Origin of the sequence: Modestobacter versicolor, assembly GCF_014195485.1 — a bacterium.
Lineage (GTDB): Bacteria > Actinomycetota > Actinomycetes > Mycobacteriales > Geodermatophilaceae > Modestobacter > Modestobacter versicolor.
Genome location: NZ_JACIBU010000002.1, coordinates 246,842 through 265,116, shown reverse-complemented (window position 1 = coordinate 265,116; position 18,275 = coordinate 246,842). Strand labels below are relative to the sequence as shown.

Below are 18,275 nucleotides of genomic sequence, written 5' to 3'. Positions count from 1 at the left end.
CGTGCGCCTGATCGCCGCGATGAGCGGGGGAGTGGACTCCGCGGTCGCCGCCGCGCTGGCCGTGGAGGCCGGGCACGACGTCACCGGCGTCCACCTGGCGCTGTCGCCGGACCGGCAGACGCTGCGCAGCGGCGCCCGGGGCTGCTGCAGCGTCGAGGACGCGCACGACGCCCGCCGGGTCGCCGACGAGCTGGGCATCCCGTTCTACGTCTGGGACCTCGCCGACCGGTTCCGCGAGGACGTCGTCGAGGACTTCGTGGCCGAGTACGCCGCCGGCCGCACGCCCAACCCGTGCCTGCGCTGCAACGAGAAGATCAAGTTCTCCGCGGTGCTGGACCGGGCCCGGGCGCTCGGCTTCGACGCCGTCGTCACCGGCCACCACGCCCGGCTGGCCGACGGCGAGCTGCGCCGCTCGGTCGACGCCGCCAAGGACCAGTCCTACGTGCTGGGCGTGCTGACCGCCGACCAGCTCGCCGGCGCTGTCTTCCCGCTGGGCTCGATGACCAAGGAGCGGGTGCGCGAGCTGGCCGCCGAGCGCGGCTACGCGGTGGCCACCAAGCCCGACTCGCACGACATCTGCTTCATCTCCGACGGCGACACCCGCGGCTTCCTGGCCCGCCGGCTGGGCGAGCAGCCCGGGCCGGTGGTCGACGCCGCCACCGGGGCGACCGTGGGCACGCACGCCGGCGCCTACGGCTTCACGATCGGGCAGCGCCGCGGGCTGGGCGTCAGCGCCGGTGACCAGCGGCCCCGGTACGTGCTGGGCATCGAGCCGGTCAGCCGCACGGTCACCATCGGCACCGCCGAGCAGGCCGAGGTCGACGAGGTGCTCACCGGCACGCCGAGCTGGACCGGCCCGGTGCCCGACCTGCCGTTCCGTGCCTCCGTGCAGCTGCGCGCGCACGGCGCCCCGGTGCCGTGCGAGGTGTCGGCGGCCGAGGACGGCGGGCTGCGGATCGCCCTCGGCTCGCGGCAGCGCGGGGTGGCCCCGGGGCAGTCCGCGGTGCTCTACGCGCCGGACGCCGAGCGGGGCGACCGGGTGCTGGGCCAGGGCGCCGTGTTGCGCGCAGGTGAACGGCGCCGGGCGAGTTCCGGCTCGCTCTTGGCTGACTGACAGCCAGCAGCTAGCTTCGCTGTGCAGCGCGAAACGGCCGTGGTCGTTCGCCCCGCTACTGAGCTGTCCTAGCGAACCCGCATGCCCAGGCCGCCCGTCGGGTGGTCTGTCCTGCCTGTCCAGTGGAGGACTCCTTGCGCCGAACGCGCCTCTCCGTGGCGGCCCTGACGGTGGCCGCAGCCGCCGTCGTGGGCCTGCCCGCGGTGGCCTCTGCCAGCCCCGCCGGTCCCGGCAAGCCGGCGGCGCCGGCCGCCGACGTCCCGGTCCAGCTGATGACCGTGAACGACTTCCACGGCCGGATCAACCAGCCCACCGGTGCCGACGGCCAGGGCATCCAGCCCGGTGTGGACGGCGCCTACGGCACCGCCGACGACGTCGCCGTCCCGGTCGGCGGCGCGGCCACCCTCGCGGCCACCGTCGACGAGGCGACGGCAGCGTTCGTCGCCGCCGGCGGCACCGAGAGCTCGTCCCTGCTGGTCGGGCTCGGCGACGTGGTCGGTGCCTCGCCGTTCGAGTCCAGCGTCTTCCGCGACGAGTCCACGCTCGAGGTCGTGAACGCGATGGGCATGGACGTGTCGGTCGTCGGCAACCACGAGTTCGACCGCGGCACCGAGGAACTGCGCCGCATCTCCGGGGCGACCGACGGCCAGGCGACCGACGACGTCACCGCCTGCGAGGGCGTGGACCCCGGCGTGACCGGGTGCTTCACCGACAGCACCGGCGAGCAGTTCGGCGGCACCGACTTCCCGTACCTCGCGGCCAACGTGGTCTCGAAGGAGACCGGGGAGCCGATGCTCCCCGCGTACGAGGTCATCGAGGTCGGCGGCGGCCAGCGCATCGGCTTCATCGGTGTCGTGACCGACACGACGCCGACCATCGTCTCCCCGGGTGGGATCGCCGACGTCGACTTCCTCGACGAGGCCGAGGCGATCAACCGGTACGTGCCCGAGCTGCAGGCCGAGGGCGTCGAGGCGATCGTGGCCCTGGTGCACGAGGGCGGGGACAACACCGGCGCCAACGGTGCCGACCCGAACGGCTGCGACCAGCTCAGCGGCGACGTGGTGGGCATCAACGAGGACGCGTCCGCGGCCGTCGACCTCATCGTCACCGCGCACAGCCACCAGGCCTACAACTGCCTGCTCGAGGACCCGGCCGGTCAGCCCCGGCTGGTGACCCAGGCCGAGTACTACGGCCGCATGTTCACCGACATCCGGCTCACCATCGACGGCACCACCGGTGACGTCGAGCGGTACTGCGCCGACTACCGGGCGGCGAACACCCTGGTGGTCCGGGACGGCGAGGACGCCGGCATCGCCGGGATCGTCGGCTTCTGGACCGCGCAGGCCGCGGAGGCGGGCAACCGGGTGGTCGGCGAGGCCACCGCGGACATCCGCCGGGCCGGCTTCTTCAACCCCGACGGAACGTTCACGGCGGTCCGGGACGGCGAGTCCAGCCTGGGCAACCTGGTCGCGGAGATGCAGCTGCAGGCGCTCCGGCAGGACCCGAGCTTCGGTGACCCGGCCATCGCCTTCATGAACCCGGGCGGGCTGCGGACCGACGTCCTCGCCGGTGAGGTCACCTACAGCGAGCTGTTCAACGTGCAGCCGTTCGGCAACACCGTCAACGTCGTCACGCTGACCGGTGCCGACATCCGCGCCGTGCTGGAGCAGCAGTTCCAGGCCGGGGGGCCGCGGGGCAGCCGGCTGCAGCTGGGCACCTCGCAGGGCTTCGCCTACGAGTACGACCTCAGCCAGCCCTACGGGCAGCGGGTCGACCCGGCCACGATCACCCTGGACGAGGTGGTCATCGACCCGGCCGCCGAGTACCGGGTCGCGGCGAACTCCTTCCTGATCGGCGGCGGCGACAGCTTCACCGCCTTCACCCGGGGCACCGACCCGGCGACCGGCCCGGTCGACGTCGACACCGCGGTCGCCTACTTCGAGGCGAACTCGCCGGTGTCGCCGCCGGCGCCCGACCACGGCACGGCGGTCACCTTCACCACCGCGCCGGCCCCGGCCACCGGTCTGGGCGGCACGACGGCGCCGCCGGCCGAGGTGGGCACGGTCGCGGGCACCAGCGGGCTCACCGGCCCGGAGGGCGTCGGCCCGAACTGCGACGCCGCCGCCGTCATCAGCGACGACACCCCGTTCCGCGGCGACAAGCTGACGGTCACCGGGACGGCGTTCGCCCCGGGGGAGAAGGTCACCGCGACGCTGAACACCGGCGCGGTGCTCGGCACGGCCACCGTCCGCGCCGACGGCACGGTCGTCGTCACCAAGCGCGTGCCGGTGGTCCTGCCGGCCGGCACGTACACGGTGACGCTGACCGGCTCCGCCACGGGGGAGACGGCGAGCGACACGTTCACCCTCGACCCGGTGTGGCGGGAGCTGCTGAAGCGGCTGGCCGAGCTGCTCGGCCGCTGAGCCCCACCCGCTGCCGGGGACGCTGACCGTCTCGGGGAGCGTCGGTCGAGCGGGCTACGGTCGTGACCGTGACCCCGCCGACCGACCTCCCCGACGACCGCAGCGCGCCGGGCAGCGAGCTCGACGAGAACGACCGGAGGCCAGTCCCCCTCAGCTGGGGGCCGGCCTCCGGCGTCGGTTCGCTCCCCGGCACCGACCCCGTCGAGGCGATGCGGCTGGTGGCCGGCGAGCTGCCGGACTTCCCGCACCTGCCCGAGCTGCCGGGGCGCGGTGCCGGGGCCGACATGATCGGCCGCACCGCCGCGCTGCTGGTCGACCTCTACGTCGACCTGACCCCGGCCGGCTGGCGGCTGGTCTCCCGGCCGGGCGCCGACCTGCGCCGGGCCCGCGAGATGCTGGCCCGTGACGTCGACGCGCTGTTCGAGGTCGCCGAGCGGTACACCGGCCCGCTGAAGCTGCAGGTGGCCGGCCCGTGGACGCTCGCCGCCGGGCTGGAGCGCACCCGCGGCGACCGGGCGGTCGTCGACCCCGGCGCCCGTCGCGACCTGGCGCAGTCGCTCGTCGAGGGCATCGCCGCGCACGTCGCCGACGTGTCCGCCCGGGTGCCCGGCGCGCAGGTCGTCGTCCAGCTCGACGAGCCGTCGGTGCCGGCCGTGCTGATCGGCGGACTGCCGACGGCCAGCGGCTTCGGCAAGCTGCCGGCGGTCGAGTCGCACGTCGTCGAGGAGCAGCTCACCGCGCTGGTCGACCGGGTGCCCGCGCCGGTGGTCGTGCACTGCTGCGCCCAGCGCGCGCCGCTGGACCTGTTCCGGGCCGCGGGCGCCGCCGGGCTCTCCTTCGACCTGGGCACGGTGCAGGACCTGGACGCCGTCGGCACCGCCGTGGAGGCCGGCACGCACCTGCTCGTGGGCGTCGTCCCGGGCACCGACGCCACGCTGCCGAGCCCCAAGGCGACCGCCAGCCGGCTGGGCGGCTGGTGGCGAGAGCTGGGCTTCCCGGCCGAGCAGCTGCACACCGCCGTCACCCTGACCCCGGCCTGCGGTCTGGCCGGCGCGAGCCCGGCGCACGCCCGGGCGGCCATGGCGCACGTGCGCGAGGCGGCGAGGTACCTGCTGCCGGAGTGACCCTCAGCCGACGGTGCCGACCTCGGCGACGGGCGTCCCGTCGCGCGGGCACGCCCACCACGCTGCGCCGTCGTGCCGCTCGGCCCGGAGCGGGTGCGTGCCCGGGTGCTTCGGGCAGGGTGGCCAGTCGGTCCGCCCGCTGACGGCCAGCTCCTCGACCGCCCACTCCTGCACCTGGTCGGTCACGTCGACGACCTGGTCGACGAGGGAGGCATCGCGGAACACCCGGATCCCGACGCCGCTGCCGCCCGCGCTCCAGAGCATCGCCGTGGCGGAGTCGGTGCTCTGGTCCCAGTCGCTGTCCTCGAGCCGGGCGGGCAGCGGTGCCCCGGTGCGGCGGAGGTCGCGCAGCACCGGCACGAGAGCTGTCTCCAGCTGCGGGTCCACCCGACGAGCCTGCAGGTGACCGCAACCGAGTTGGCTCCCTCGGCGCGGTGTCAACGGGCGTTGTGCATCTGTGGACGGGCTTCTGACCTGGGGATACGGGTGGTCGCGGCTCACCTGTTCGGCTAGACTTCGTACACGTGTTCGAGTCGGTCGGGAGGTGTCGTGAGCGAGTTGCGGTCGGTCCTGGACGCGCTCGCTGGCGACGACCTGCACGACCTCACCGACGGTGAGGTGTTGGATCGGGTCGCCCTGCTGGTCGCGGTCGGGAACCGGGTCGCTGCGGAGCTGACCCGCACGGTGCGGCACGCGGAGACGACGCAGGCGGCGGAGCACGACGGGCTGAAGAGCATGCGGTCGTGGCTGATCGGCCATGCCCGGCTGGCGCCGGCGGAGGCGTCGCGGGTGGTGCGGTCGGGGCGAGCGTTGGAGCACTTCCCGGCGCTGGCCGCGGGGTTCGCCGAGGGTGCGGTGACCGCGGCGCAGGTCGATGTGGTCGCCTCGGTGGTTGGCGAGCGTGAGCGCGGTCAGGCGGCCGAGCAGGGGGTGGATCTCGCGCCGTTCGACCAGGCGTGGACGGCGGTGGCCGAGGGTGCGCCGCACGCGATGCTGGTCACCGCGGTGCAGGCGTTCGGGGCCGCCCTGGACCCCGATGGTGTGGAGCCGGACCCGACCGAGGGACGCCGGCTGACCATTGCGCGGCACACCGACGGCAGTGTCACCGGCCGGTTCGACCTGGACGCGGTGGGTGGGGAGAAGGTGCAGGCGGCGATCGAGTCGATCGTGCAGGCCTCCCGCCCGAAGGGGGATGACCGGACCCGCGGGCAGCGGAACGCCGACGCCCTCGTCCAGCTCTGCGACAACCAATTGGCCGCCGGCAGCCTGCCGACGCTGCGGACGGTGAAGCCGCACGTCGTGGTGACCCTGGACATGGACGACTTCGCTGACTCGGCCACCGGCCCCGGTGCGGCGGCGACCGGGTTCGGTGCCCGGATCTCCGCCGCCCGGGCGCGCTGGCTGGCCTGCGACGGCACCGTCTCGCGCATCGTCATGGGCCCGGACGGGCTCCCACTCGACGTCGGGCGCACGCAGCGCGTGGTGCCCGCGCACATCCGGCGGGCGGTGGAGCAGCGCGACGGGCACTGCGTGTTCACCGGCTGCACCGCCCCCACCCACTGGTGCGACGTGCACCACCTGGTGCACTGGCTGCACGGCGGCGACACCTCGCTGCACAACTCAGCGCTGCTGTGCGAGCGGCACCACACCAAGGTCCACCACGGCTTCCGCGTCGAACGGGATCCCGGCGGGCGGTGGCGCACCTGGCGACCCGACGGCACCGAGATCCGCCTCGGTCCGGACCCCGTGCGGATCCTGGTCGGTGCGCGCCCTGGCCCGGTGACCCCCTCGGGTGACCGTGCGTCGCCGTCGGTTTCCCGTCGGACCGGCCGGTTACGGTCTGCTCCGTGAGCACCGAGGCAGAGGTGGAGCAGGAAGCGGTCGACAGGCCCGATCAGCCGTCGGTCGAGGCCGCCGTCGAGCGGGAGGACCTCACCGAGGTCCCCGACGACGCGCGCACCCGGCACCGCGACATCTCCGAGGAGCTCGACCGGTACGCCTTCGCCTACTACGTGCAGGACGCCCCGCTGGTCAGCGACGGCCAGTACGACGAGCTGATGGCCGAGCTGAAGGCGCTCGAGGCCGCCCACCCGGCGCTGGTCACCCCGGAGTCGCCGAGCCAGAAGGTCAACGGCGGCTTCGGTGCCACCTTCGCCCCGGTCACCCACCCGGAGCGGATGCAGAGCCTGGACAACGTGTTCAGCTCCGACGAGCTCTCCGCCTGGGCCGCCCGCGCCGAGCGCGACGGCGCCACCGGCGCCGGCTGGCTCTGCGAGCTGAAGGTCGACGGCCTGGCCATCGACCTGGTGTACGAGCGCGGCCGGCTGGTCGGCGCGGCCACCCGCGGCGACGGCGTCACCGGCGAGGACGTCACCGCCAACGTGCGCACCATGGCGGTCGTCCCGCAGCAGCTGGCCGGCGACGACGTCCCCGAGTTCCTCGAGGTGCGCGGCGAGGTCTACTTCCCGGTCGCGGCGTTCGCCGAGGTCAACGCCGGGCTGGTCGAGGCGGGCAAGGCGCCCTTCGCCAACCCGCGCAACGCCGCCGCCGGCTCGCTCCGGCAGAAGGACGCCCGCGAGACCGCCAAGCGCCCGCTGAGCATGGTCGTGCACGGCATCGGTGCCCGCCGCGGCTTCGAGCCGCAGCGCCAGTCCGAGGCCTACGAGCAGCTCAAGGCGTGGGGACTGCCGGTCAGCTCGCGCTACGCCGTCGTCGACGACCTCGAGGGCGTCTGGGCCTTCATCGAGCGCTACCGCGAGCAGCGGCACTCCGTCGAGCACGAGATCGACGGGGTCGTGGTCAAGATCGACCAGGTCTCGCTGCAGCGCCGGCTCGGCTCGACCAGCCGGGCGCCGCGCTGGGCCATCGCCTTCAAGTACCCGCCGGAGGAGGCGACCACCAAGCTCCTCGACATCAAGGTCAACGTCGGGCGCACCGGCCGGGTCACCCCGTTCGCCTACATGGAGCCGGTCAAGGTCGCCGGCTCCACGGTGCAGCTGGCCACGCTGCACAACGCCAGCGAGGTCAAGCGCAAGGGCGTGCTGATCGGCGACACCGTGGTCATCCGCAAGGCCGGCGACGTCATCCCGGAGGTGCTCGGCCCGGTCGTCGCCGCCCGCGACGGGTCCGAGCACGAGTTCGAGATGCCCACGCACTGCCCCGAGTGCGGCACCGAGCTGCGCCCGGAGAAGGAGGGCGACGCCGACATCCGCTGCCCCAACGCCCGGTCCTGCCCCGCGCAGCTGCGGGAGCGGGTCTTCCACGTCGCCGGCCGCGGCGCCTTCGACATCGAGGTGCTCGGCTACGAGGCAGCCATCGCGCTCCTGGAGAGCCGGCTGCTCACCGACGAGGGCGACGTCTTCTCCCTCGACGAGGAGGCCCTCCGCCGCACCGACTTCTTCACCAAGAAGGACGGCACCCTCTCGGCCAACGGGCAGAAGCTGCTGGCGAACCTGCAGACCCGCAAGGACGTCCCGCTCTGGCGCGTGCTGGTCGCGCTGTCCATCCGGCACGTCGGCCCGACCGCCGCCCAGGCGCTGGCCCGCGAGTTCCGCTCGCTGGACCGGCTGCAGGAGGCGGGGGAGGACGAGCTCGCCGCCGCGGAGGGCGTCGGCCCCACCATCGCCGCCGCGGTCCGTGACTGGTTCGCCGTCGACTGGCACCGCGACGTCGTGGAGAAGTGGCGCCAGGCCGGCGTCCGGATGGCCGACCCGGAGTCCGACGACGGCCCCGGCCCGCTCACCGGCGTGACCGTCGTCGTCACCGGGTCGCTGCGCGACCACAGCCGGGACTCCGCCATCGCCGCGATCCAGGAGCGCGGCGGCAAGGTGACCGGCTCGGTGTCGAAGAAGACCGGCTTCGTCGTGGTCGGTGCCGACCCGGGCAGCAAGTACGACAAGGCGGTCTCGGTGAAGGCGCCGATCCTGGACGACGACGGGTTCGCCGTGCTGCTGGAGCAGGGCCCCGAGGCGGCCCGCGAGGTGGCCACCATCGGCGACGCGACGGCCGAGGGCTGATCGGCCCCGCCCCAGGATGGGGGCAGCGGGGTCCTGCGACTAGGCCGGTGGCAGCCGGGCGACGGTGGCCGCCAGCCCGGTGAGGTGCGCCAGCCGCAGCAGCTCCGAGCGGCGGAAGGCCGGCCCGCCGGAGCGGCCGAGCAGCACCGCGGTGCCCTCCGGGTCCAGCGGCGCGGCCATCATCTCCACCGCCATCTCCTGCCAGCGTTGCGGCACCCAGTCCGCGTCGCTGGGCAGCAGCAACGGCGAGCGCAGGGGCAGCCACGGCAGCGTCAGGCCGTCCAGCGAGGGGGCGGCGTCGGACGCGGCGAGCAGGGTGACGTCGGAGCCGGACCCGCTGAGCACGACCGCCCAGCCGCTGCGGAACACCCGGGGCAGCTCGGCGGCGAGCACCTTGGCGGTGCCCTCCCCGGCCGGGGCCAGGGCCTCGAGCAGGTCGAGCTCCCGGTGGGTGTCCAGCGGGCCGGCGAACGGGCGCAGCGACTCCACCTGCACCCCCGGCACGGCGGTGGCGGCGGTGATCAGGCTGTCGGCGACCCGGTCGGCGGGCAGCTCCACGACGATGTCGTCGACGGCCACGCCGTTGCCGCGCTCGAGGACGTCGACGGAGACGATGTCGATCCCGGCGGCGCCCAGCGCGGTCGCGACCGCGCCGAGGATGCCGGGCCGGTCGGGGACGACCAGCCGCAAGAGGTAGGACACGGATCCCTCCGGTGCCGTGCTGCGCGGCCGATCGTCGTCGATCGTGAACGACCGCCAGCCTCCCGCATCCGGGCCCCGGTATCCAGCCCGGCTCGCGATCGGGGGAGATCGGGCCCCCACGTACAGTGGCAGGGTCCTGGAGCGATACGGAAGAGGGTCCTGACCCAGCATGGACGGCACAGCATGAGCACCATCTCCCGGGACGACGTCGCGCACCTCGCGCGGCTGTCGCGCCTCGCGGTGACCGACGAGGAGCTGGACCGGTTCGCCGGCCAGCTCGAGCAGGTGCTCGCCGCCGTCGCGCGGGTCGGGGAGGCCGCCGTCGCCGACGTCCCGCCGATGTCGCACGCCGTGCCGCTGACCAACGTGCTGCGCCCCGACGTGGTCACCCCGAGCCTGCCGCGCGACGCGGTCCTCGCCGGCGCACCCGCCGCCGAGGACGACCGCTTCCGCGTGCCCCGCATCCTGCAGGAGGAGGAGTGACCACGCCGAGCACCGAGCTGACGACGGTCGACGTCGCCGAGCTGTCCCGGCTGCTGGCCGCCGGTGAGGTGAGCGCCGTCGAGGTGACCCGCGCCCACCTGGACCGGATCGCCGCCGAGGACGACCAGCTCGGCGCCTACCTGCACGTCGAGCACGACTCCGCGCTGGCCGCCGCGACGGCGGTCGACGAGGCCCGCTCCAGCGGCGCCGCGCTCGGCCCGCTCGCCGGTGTGCCGGTCGCGCTCAAGGACCTCGTCGTCACCGAGGGCGTGCCCACCACCAGCGGCTCGAAGATCCTCCAGGGCTGGCGCCCGCCCTACAGCGCCACCATCGCCACCCGGCTGGCCGACGCCGGCACGGTGATGCTGGGCAAGACCAACATGGACGAGTTCGCGATGGGCTCCTCCACCGAGAACTCCGCCTACCAGGTGAGCCGCAACCCCTGGGACCTCAGCCGGATCCCCGGCGGCTCCTCGGGCGGCTCCAGCGCCGCGGTCGCCGGCCACCTCGCCCCCTGGGCGATCGGCACCGACACCGGCGGCTCGATCCGCCAGCCCGCGGCGGTCACCGGCCTGGTCGGGCACAAGCCCACGTACGGCTCGGTCTCCCGCTACGGCCTGATCGCGTTCTCCTCCAGCCTCGACCAGGCCGGCCCGATGGCCCGCACCGTGCTGGACGCCGCGCTGATGCACGAGGTCATCGGCGGCCACGACCCGCGCGACTCCACCAGCATCGAGCAGCCGCTCACGGGCCTGGCCGCCGCCGCCCGCGCCGGTGCCGCCGGTGACCTGCGCGGCGTCCGGGTCGGCGTGGTCCGCGAGCTCGGCGGCGACGGCCACACCGACGGCTACGACCCCGGCGTGCTCGCCCGCACCCGGGAGGCCGTCGAGGTGCTCGCCGGTCTGGGTGCCGAGGTCGTCGAGGTCTCCTGCCCGTCCTTCGACCTGGCGCTGCCGGCGTACTACCTGATCGCGCCCAGCGAGGCCTCGTCGAACCTGGCCCGCTACGAGGGCGTCCGCTTCGGCCTGCGGGTCGGCGACGACGGCGACCACGACCTGGACGAGGTCATGGCGCTCACCCGCGAGCAGGGGTTCGGGCCCGAGGTCAAGCGGCGGATCATCCTGGGCACCTACGCGCTGTCCAGCGGCTACTACGAGGCCTACTACGGGCAGGCGCAGAAGGTCCGCACGCTGATCACCCGCGAGTTCACCGCTGCCTTCGCCGACGTCGACGTCCTGGTCAGCCCCACCATGCCGACCGTGGCCTTCCCGCTCGGCGCCCGGGTCGACGACCCGATCGCGATGTACGCCGCCGACCTGTGCACGCTGCCGGCCAGCCTGGCCGGCCTGCCGGCGATCTCGGTCCCCAGCGGGCTGTCCGAGGGGCTGCCGGTCGGTCTGCAGATCATGGCGCCGGCGCTCGCCGACGACCGCTGCTACCGGGTCGCCGCCGCGCTGGAGGCCGCCCAGGACGCCACCCGCGGCCACCGGCTGCTCGACGAGCTCCCCGCACTGGCGGGTGCCTCGTGAACGGCGCCCTCAAGGCCGCCTGGGCGCTGACCGTCTTCGTCGTCCTCGCCGGCATCATCGGCTGGGCCACCAGCGGGCGCCCGGTCTTCGCCGTCTTCATCGCGCTCGGGGTGCTGACCGGCCTGGCCGCGCTGTTCGCCTTCCGCACCCCGCCGGCCACCGGCCGGCCCACCCCGTCCTCTCCCGAGGAGAGCAAGTGACCACCGCTGTGACCGCCGGTGACCGACTGGTCGACTACGACGAGCTGCTGACCCGCTACGAGCCGGTCATCGGCCTGGAGACCCACGTCGAGCTCGGCACCGCGTCGAAGATGTTCTGCGGCTGCGCCACCACCTTCGGCGCGGAGCCCAACACCCACACCTGCCCGGTGTGCCTGGGCATGCCCGGCTCGCTCCCGGTGGCCAACGCCGCCGCGGTCGAGGCGACCATCAAGATCGGCCTCGCGCTGGGCTGCCGCATCGCCCCCTGGTCGCGGTTCGCCCGGAAGAACTACTTCTACCCGGACATCCCCAAGGGCTTCCAGACCAGCCAGTACGACGAGCCGCTGTGCGTCGACGGCCACCTCGACGTCGAGGTCGACGGGCGCACGTACCGGGTGGAGATCGAGCGCGTGCACCTGGAGGAGGACACCGGCAAGAACCTGCACGTCGGTGGCGCCACCGGCCGCATCCACGGCGCCGACCACTCGCTCATCGACTTCAACCGGGCCGGCATCCCGCTGGTCGAGATCGTCACCCGGCCGGTGCCCGGCGCCGGGGTGCTCGCCCCCGAGGTCGCCCGCGCCTACGTCACCGAGCTGCGCGAGATCGTCCAGGCCCTCGGCGTCTCCGACGTCCGGATGGAGCAGGGCAGCCTGCGCTGCGACGTCAACATCTCGCTCAACCCGGTCGGCGCCCCGGAGTGGGGCACCCGCACCGAGACCAAGAACGTGAACTCGCTGCGGTCGGTGGAGCGCGCCGTCCGCTTCGAGATGCGCCGCCAGGCCGCCGTCCTGGACGACGGTGCCCGGGTGGTGCAGGAGACCCGGCACTTCCACGAGGACACCGGCAGCACCTCCTCCGGCCGGAGCAAGGAGGAGGCGACCGACTACCGGTACTTCCCCGAGCCCGACCTGGTGCCGCTGGCCCCGGACGCCGCCTGGATCGAGGAGCTGCGGGCCCAGCTGCCCGAGCTCCCGGCGGCCCGCCGCACCCGGCTGCAGGGCGAGTGGGGGATCTCGGGCACCGAGATGACCTGGCTGGCCAACGCCGGCGCCCTCGGCCTGGTCGAGGAGACCGTCGCCGCCGGTGCCAGCCCGGCCGAGGCTCGCAAGTGGTGGCTCGGCGACCTCGCGCGCCGGGCCAACGAGGCCGGCACCGAGCTGGGCGAGCTGGGCGTGACCCCGGCCCAGGTCGCCGAGCTGGCCGGCCTGATCACCGCCGGCACCATCAACGACAAGCTCGCCCGGCAGGTGCTCGACGGCGTGCTGGCCGGCCAGGGCAGCCCGGCGGAGGTCGTCGAGGCCCAGGGCCTGGCGGTGATGGGGGAGAGCGACGAGCTCGTCGCCGCCGTCGACGCCGCGATCGCCGGGGCACCCGACGTGGTGGCCAAGGTGCAGTCGGGCAAGGTCCAGGCGCTCGGCGCGCTGGTCGGGGCGGTCATGAAGACCACCCGTGGCAAGGCCGACGCCGCCACCGTGAAGCGGATGCTCGAGGAGCGGGTCCTCAGCTCCTAGCCTGTCCCGGGTGGGGCTGCCGCCGGTCGAGCTCCGCCCGCTGCGGCGGGCGGACCTCCCGCTGGTGTGCCGGTGGCTGGCCGAGCCGCTGGTCGCCCGCTGGTGGCACCACGACAGCTCACCCGAGGCGGTCGAGCGGGACTTCGGCCCCAGCATCGACGGGGACGACGTCACCGCGCTGTACCTGGGCATGCACGACGGCGAGCCGTTCGGCCTGGTCCAGGTCTACCCGATCGAGGCCTACCCGGAGTACGTCGCCGAGCTGGCGCCGGTGTGCCCGGTGCCGCCGGGGTCGCTGAGCATCGACTACCTGGTCGGGGAGCCGGAGGCCCGCGGCCGGGGGCTGGGCGCGGGGATGATCGCGGCCGCCGTGGCCCGCGGCTTCGCCGACCACCCGGACGCCTCCGACGTGCTGGTGCCGGTGGCGGTGGGCAACACGGCGTCCTGGCGGGCGCTGCTCCGGGCCGGTGCCACCTGGTACGCCGAGGGCGAGCTGGAGCCGGACAACCCGGTCGACCCGCCGGACCACGTCGTCCACCGCTTCGTGCGGTGACGGCCCTCCTGCAGGGGCGGGGGGCCGGAGGGTCGTTCTCAGAGCGGGGAGTCGGAGCCCGACGCGGGGGGCACGACCCGCAGCACCCGGTCGTCGTCGGCCTCCGGGGTGCCGATGCCGTCCCGGTTGGAGGTGGTGATCCACAGCGCGCCCTGCGGGTCGAGCACCACCGTGCGCAGCCGCCCGTACTCGTCGGGCAGGAACGACTCGGGCTCACCCACCGGGGCGCCGGTGCCGTCGAGCTCGACGACCCGCACCTCCCGGCCGTCCATCGCGCCGAGGAACACGTACGGGCCGGTGACGGCGCAGCCACCCAGCCCGCCGTCGGCGGCCGGCACCTCGAGCACCGGGTCGGCCCCGCCGAGCCCGACGTCCCCGCCCGCCGTCAGGGCGTCCAGGGCATCGGCACCGGTCTGCCCCTCGTCGGTGGCGTAGAGCTGCTCGGCGCCCTGGCAGAGCGCGGTCACGTTGCGGTGCCCCCGGCTGAACACCGGACCACCGGGGGCCACCGGCTGGCCGAAGACGTCGACCGCGAGCACCTTGCCGGCCAGCGACGCGGGATCGGCCGCCAGCGCCGCGTTGCCGGTGTCGCCGGTGCCCACGTACAGCGTGCCGTCGATGCCGAACAGCAGGCCCCCGCCGTTGCCGACCTCGCCGCGGGGGATGCCGGTGAGCACCGGGTTGGGCGTTCCGCCGAGCGGGAAGCGGACCACCCGGTTGTCGGTGGCGGTGGAGAGGTAGGCGTAGACCAGGCCGTCCTCGGCGTACGTCGGCGACAGCGCGAGCCCGAGCAGGCCGCCGTCGCCGGCCGCGTCGACGCCCGGGAGCGTCATCAGCTCGCGCGCGGGGGAGCGGTCCGGGAAGACCTGCAGCAACCGCCCGGAGTCGCGCTCGCCGACCACCGCGGTGCCGTCGGGCAGCACCACCAGGCCGGTCGGCACGGTGAGCCCGGTGGCCACCACGTTCGGGTCGCCGTCCTGCTGGTCGTCGGTGCCCGGCGTCGACGGGTCGGCCGGCGCGGGCACCGGGCCGCTCGGCGGGGGCGGGGCGACCTGCGGGGGCTGGCCCTGCGGCACCTCGCGGAACGGCCCGGAGGGCACGTAGCCGCCACCGCAGCCGGCCAGCAGCAGGCAGCCGAGGGCCACCGCAGCCAGTCGCCGCGCGCCGGGTGCTGCCGTCCGCCGTGCCACGCCAGCAACAGTACGGCGGACGGCGGGCGAGCACCGCCGCCCGCACTGCGGGCCCCGGTGCGCCGGGCCTAGGGTCGGGACCCGTGCCAGACACCGCCGCCGCACCCGTCCTGCCGCTCGGTCCCGAGGAGACGCTGCACGTCCTCGTCCCCTCCCGCGCACTCGGCGAGGCGGTGGAGGCCCTGTCCCCGCGGGTCCGCGCGCACCGCTTCGACCCGGCCGAGGGCGTGCCCACCGGCGAGGCCACCCGCGCCCAGGTGATGGTGCCGCGGGGCGGCGACGACGTGGCGCCCGAGGTGCTCGACGCGCTGCCGGAGCTGCGGCTGGTCCAGCTGCTCAGCGCCGGGGCGGAGAAGTTCGTCGGCCGGCTGCCCGAGCGGGTCACGCTGTGCAACGCCCGCGGGGCCCACACGCCGGCGACCGCCGAGTGGACGGTCACCGCCCTGCTGGCCGCGCAGCGCGGCATCCCGCACTTCACCCGCGAGCAGGACGCCGGCCGCTGGACGCCGGGCACCGAGCACTCGGTCGTCGGCGCCCGGGTGCTGATGGTCGGCGCCGGCGACATCGGCCGCACCGTCGGCCACATGCTGGCCGGCTTCGACGTCGACCTCACCTGGGTGGCCCGCACCGCGCGGGACGGCGTGCACGCGTTCGAGGAGCTGCCCGAGCTGCTGCCGCACGCCGACGTGGTCGTGCTCCTGGTGCCCGTCACCCCGCAGACCACCGGCATGGTCGACGCCGCGTTCCTGGCCGCCATGAAGGACGACGCGCTGCTGGTCAACGCCGCCCGCGGGGTGGTCGTCGACAGCGACGCGCTGCTGGCCGAGCTCCGGTCGGGCCGGCTGCGGGCTGCCGTGGACGTCACCGAGCCCGAGCCGCTGCCCGAGGGCCACCCGCTGTGGTCGGCGCCGGGCCTGCTGCTGACGCCGCACGTGGCCGGGGCGGTGCCCGACACCAACGCCCGGGCGGCCGCGGCGGTCACGGAGCAGCTCGAGCGCGTCCTGGCCGGCGAGCCGCTGCAGAACGTGGTGGCCATGTACTAGGAGGACCCCCTCGCCCCCCACCGCTCGCACGCTCGCGGCGGGCCCCTGCGAGGGGGCCGTTCCAGCACGTCGCTAGGGGGCGGGGATCCGGCCGCCGGAGAGCGTGGAGAGCCGGGGCAGGTCGCGGGCCCGCAGCACCGGCAGCCGCACCTGGGTGTCGCCGGTCGTCACCAGCCACAGGTCGCCGCGCCCGCCGACCCGGATGCCAGCCAGCTCGGCCCACGGCACGGTGCGCGCCCCGACCAGGGACCGCACGGTCATCCCGCCCTCGGCCACGTCGACGCCGACCCGCAGCACCCACGCGGCCAGCGCGGCGGGCACGGCCAGCAGCAGGAGCAGCCACGGCGACGCGGCGGCCAGCGGCAGCACGCAGAAGCACAGGAAGACGACGGGGAGCAGCGCTGTCCTGCTCATCCGCAACCGAGCGACCGCCACGACGCGGATCATCCCAGACCGTGGGACGGCGACGACCAGGCGCGTCACCGCCGGCCGGCACCGGCCTACCATCGCCGGTCGTGACGACCGTCGAGGACCGCCCCACCGCTGACAGCACCGTCGACGTCAAGCCCCGCAGCCGCGAGGTGACCGACGGCGACGCCAAGGCGCCCGCCCGGGCGATGCTGCGCGCCGTGGGCATGGGCGACGACGACTGGGTGAAGCCGCAGATCGGGGTGGCGTCGTCCTGGAACGAGATCACCCCCTGCAACCTCTCGCTGGACCGGCTGGCCAAGCGGGCCAAGGAGGGCGTGCACGCCGCCGGCGGCTACCCGCTGGAGTTCGGCACCATCTCGGTCTCCGACGGCATCTCGATGGGCCACGAGGGGATGCGCGCCTCGCTGGTCTCCCGCGAGGTCATCGCCGACTCGGTCGAGACCGTCATGTTCGCCGAGCGGCTCGACGGCTCGGTGCTGCTGGCCGGCTGCGACAAGTCGCTGCCCGGCATGCTGATGGCCGCCGCCCGGCTCGACCTGGCCAGCGTCTTCGTCTACTCCGGCTCCACCCTCCCCGGGAAGCTCGGCGACCGGGACCTGACGCTGATCGACGTCTTCGAGGGCGTCGGCGCCTGCGCCGCCGGGAAGATCACCCGCGACGAGCTGACCGCCATCGAGAAGGCCGCCTGCCCGGGCATGGGCTCCTGCGGCGGCATGTACACCGCCAACACCATGGCCAGCGTGGCCGAGGCGCTGGGCATGGCGCTGCCGGGCAGCGCCGCCCCGCCGGCGCCCGACGCCCGCCGCGACGCCATCGCGATCGCCTCCGGCGAGGCCGTGGTCGAGCTGCTCCGCAAGGGCATCACCGCGCGCCAGATCATGACCAAGGAGGCGTTCGAGAACGCCATCACCGTGGCCATGGCGCTCGGCGGCTCGACCAACGCCGTCCTGCACCTGATGGCGATCGCCCACGAGGCCGACGTCGACCTCGACCTCGACGACTTCAACCGGATCGGCGACCGCACCCCGCACCTCGCCGACGTGAAGCCCTTCGGCCGCTACGTGATGACCGACGTCGACCGGATCGGCGGCGTCCCGGTGGTCATGCGGGCGCTGCTGGACGCCGGGCTGCTGCACGGCGACGTCCTCACCGTCACCGGCCGCACGCTGGCCGAGAACCTGGCCGAGATCACCCCGCCGGACCCCGACGGCGCGATCATCCACGCGATGAGCGACCCGATCCACAAGACCGGTGGCCTGACGATCCTGCGCGGCTCGCTGGCCCCGGAGGGCGCGGTGGTCAAGTCCGCCGGCTTCGACGCCGACGTCTTCGAGGGCACCGCCCGGGTGTTCGACGGCGAGCAGGGCGCGATGGACGCCGTCACCGAGGGCACGCTGCAGGCCAACGACGTCGTGGTCATCCGCTACGAGGGCCCCAAGGGCGGCCCGGGCATGCGCGAGATGCTCGCCGTCACCGGTGCGATCAAGGGCGCCGGCCTCGGCAAGGACGTCCTGCTGCTCACCGACGGCCGGTTCTCCGGTGGCACCACCGGGCTCTGCGTCGGGCACATCGCCCCCGAGGCCACCGACGGCGGGCCGATCGCCTTCGTCCGCGACGGCGACGCGATCCGGCTGGACCTCGCCGCCCGCACGCTCGAGCTGCTGGTGGACGACGAGGAGCTGGCCCGCCGCCGAGAGGGCTGGGCGCCGCCGGCCCCCCGCTACACCCGGGGCGTGCTCGGGAAGTACGCGAAGCTGGTCGGCTCGGCGGCCCGGGGCGCCATCACCAGCTGACGTCGCACCCGTCCGGGCATCGCCCGGACGGGTGAGGCGCTCCCCGCCGCACTGGAGTGCGGGCCGCAGGACGCCGACCTTCCTGAGGTGCAGCAGAAGCGCAGGCGGGCATCCGCAGGGTGGCTGCTCGCCGTCCCGGTGCTGACCGGGGCCGCGGGC

Annotated in this window: 16 protein-coding genes; 12 read left to right on the top strand and 4 right to left on the bottom strand. The window is 74.7% G+C overall.

Annotated elements, in window-relative coordinates; all coding sequences use genetic code 11:
* Window position 1 precedes the first annotated feature (1 nt).
* The 3 genes from mnmA to FHX36_RS21245 all read left to right on the top strand — a co-directional run bounded on the left by mnmA (window position 2) and on the right by FHX36_RS21245 (window position 4,661).
* Complete coding sequence (gene mnmA, locus FHX36_RS21255; protein ID WP_110552025.1) at window positions 2-1,114, top strand: tRNA 2-thiouridine(34) synthase MnmA; 1,113 nt, start codon at window positions 2-4, stop codon at window positions 1,112-1,114.
* Between the two features lie 155 nt (window positions 1,115-1,269).
* On the top strand, window positions 1,270-3,537 hold the full coding sequence (locus FHX36_RS21250) for a 5'-nucleotidase C-terminal domain-containing protein (protein ID WP_258372694.1): 2,268 nt from the start codon (window positions 1,270-1,272) through the stop codon (window positions 3,535-3,537).
* A gap of 68 nt (window positions 3,538-3,605) precedes the next feature.
* Entirely contained in the window at window positions 3,606-4,661 is a 1,056-nt protein-coding gene (locus tag FHX36_RS21245; RefSeq protein ID WP_181428749.1) for a methionine synthase, read from the top strand.
* Window positions 4,662-4,664: 3 nt separating this feature from the next.
* Here FHX36_RS21245 and FHX36_RS21240 read toward each other — a convergent pair whose 3' ends face one another.
* The gene (locus FHX36_RS21240) at window positions 4,665-5,048 is read right to left on the bottom strand and encodes a hypothetical protein (RefSeq protein ID WP_146251577.1); all 384 of its coding nucleotides are present in this window, start codon (window positions 5,046-5,048) and stop codon (window positions 4,665-4,667) included.
* Between the two features lie 162 nt (window positions 5,049-5,210).
* Here FHX36_RS21240 and FHX36_RS21235 point away from each other — a divergent pair, with 162 nt between their 5' ends.
* Window positions 5,211-6,512, top strand: a complete 1,302-nt coding sequence (locus FHX36_RS21235; protein WP_110552022.1) for an HNH endonuclease signature motif containing protein — start codon at window positions 5,211-5,213, stop codon at window positions 6,510-6,512.
* The gene (gene ligA / locus FHX36_RS21230) at window positions 6,509-8,677 is read left to right on the top strand and encodes an NAD-dependent DNA ligase LigA (protein WP_181428748.1); all 2,169 of its coding nucleotides are present in this window, start codon (window positions 6,509-6,511) and stop codon (window positions 8,675-8,677) included. The genes FHX36_RS21235 and ligA overlap by 4 nt, the downstream gene beginning before the upstream one ends.
* A gap of 39 nt (window positions 8,678-8,716) precedes the next feature.
* Here the strand turns inward: ligA and FHX36_RS21225 are convergent, their stop codons facing one another.
* Window positions 8,717-9,379, bottom strand: coding sequence for an ACT domain-containing protein (locus FHX36_RS21225; RefSeq protein ID WP_110552021.1), 663 nt, complete (start codon window positions 9,377-9,379; stop codon window positions 8,717-8,719).
* Between the two features lie 183 nt (window positions 9,380-9,562).
* Between FHX36_RS21225 and gatC the strand changes: the two genes are divergently transcribed.
* Genes gatC through FHX36_RS21200 form a run of 5 tightly spaced genes read left to right on the top strand, consistent with a single transcriptional unit; the run spans window position 9,563 to window position 13,658 of the window.
* Entirely contained in the window at window positions 9,563-9,862 is a 300-nt protein-coding gene (gatC, locus tag FHX36_RS21220; RefSeq protein ID WP_110552020.1) for an Asp-tRNA(Asn)/Glu-tRNA(Gln) amidotransferase subunit GatC, read from the top strand.
* Window positions 9,859-11,391, top strand: coding sequence for an Asp-tRNA(Asn)/Glu-tRNA(Gln) amidotransferase subunit GatA (gene gatA / locus FHX36_RS21215; protein WP_110552019.1), 1,533 nt, complete (start codon window positions 9,859-9,861; stop codon window positions 11,389-11,391). The genes gatC and gatA overlap by 4 nt, the downstream gene beginning before the upstream one ends.
* Window positions 11,388-11,591, top strand: coding sequence for a hypothetical protein (locus FHX36_RS21210; RefSeq protein ID WP_110552018.1), 204 nt, complete (start codon window positions 11,388-11,390; stop codon window positions 11,589-11,591). Before gatA ends, FHX36_RS21210 begins: the two co-directional genes overlap by 4 nt.
* A complete protein-coding gene (gatB, locus tag FHX36_RS21205) occupies window positions 11,588-13,105 on the top strand; it encodes an Asp-tRNA(Asn)/Glu-tRNA(Gln) amidotransferase subunit GatB (RefSeq protein ID WP_258372692.1) in 1,518 nt (505 codons plus the stop codon). Before FHX36_RS21210 ends, gatB begins: the two co-directional genes overlap by 4 nt.
* A 10-nt stretch (window positions 13,106-13,115) precedes the next feature.
* Entirely contained in the window at window positions 13,116-13,658 is a 543-nt protein-coding gene (locus FHX36_RS21200) for a GNAT family N-acetyltransferase (protein WP_110552017.1), read from the top strand.
* A gap of 38 nt (window positions 13,659-13,696) precedes the next feature.
* Here the strand turns inward: FHX36_RS21200 and FHX36_RS21195 are convergent, their stop codons facing one another.
* A complete protein-coding gene (locus FHX36_RS21195; RefSeq protein WP_343056695.1) occupies window positions 13,697-14,848 on the bottom strand; it encodes a PQQ-dependent sugar dehydrogenase in 1,152 nt (383 codons plus the stop codon).
* Window positions 14,849-14,931: 83 nt separating this feature from the next.
* Between FHX36_RS21195 and FHX36_RS21190 the strand changes: the two genes are divergently transcribed.
* Entirely contained in the window at window positions 14,932-15,891 is a 960-nt protein-coding gene (locus FHX36_RS21190) for a 2-hydroxyacid dehydrogenase (protein WP_110553838.1), read from the top strand.
* A 72-nt stretch (window positions 15,892-15,963) separates the two neighbouring features.
* On the opposite strand, the gene FHX36_RS21185 is transcribed toward FHX36_RS21190, so the two are convergent.
* On the bottom strand, window positions 15,964-16,326 hold the full coding sequence (locus FHX36_RS21185; RefSeq protein ID WP_110553841.1) for a PH domain-containing protein: 363 nt from the start codon (window positions 16,324-16,326) through the stop codon (window positions 15,964-15,966).
* Between the two features lie 80 nt (window positions 16,327-16,406).
* Between FHX36_RS21185 and ilvD the strand changes: the two genes are divergently transcribed.
* On the top strand, window positions 16,407-18,116 hold the full coding sequence (ilvD, locus tag FHX36_RS21180) for a dihydroxy-acid dehydratase (protein WP_110553840.1): 1,710 nt from the start codon (window positions 16,407-16,409) through the stop codon (window positions 18,114-18,116).
* The last annotated feature ends 159 nt before the right edge of the window (window positions 18,117-18,275 follow it).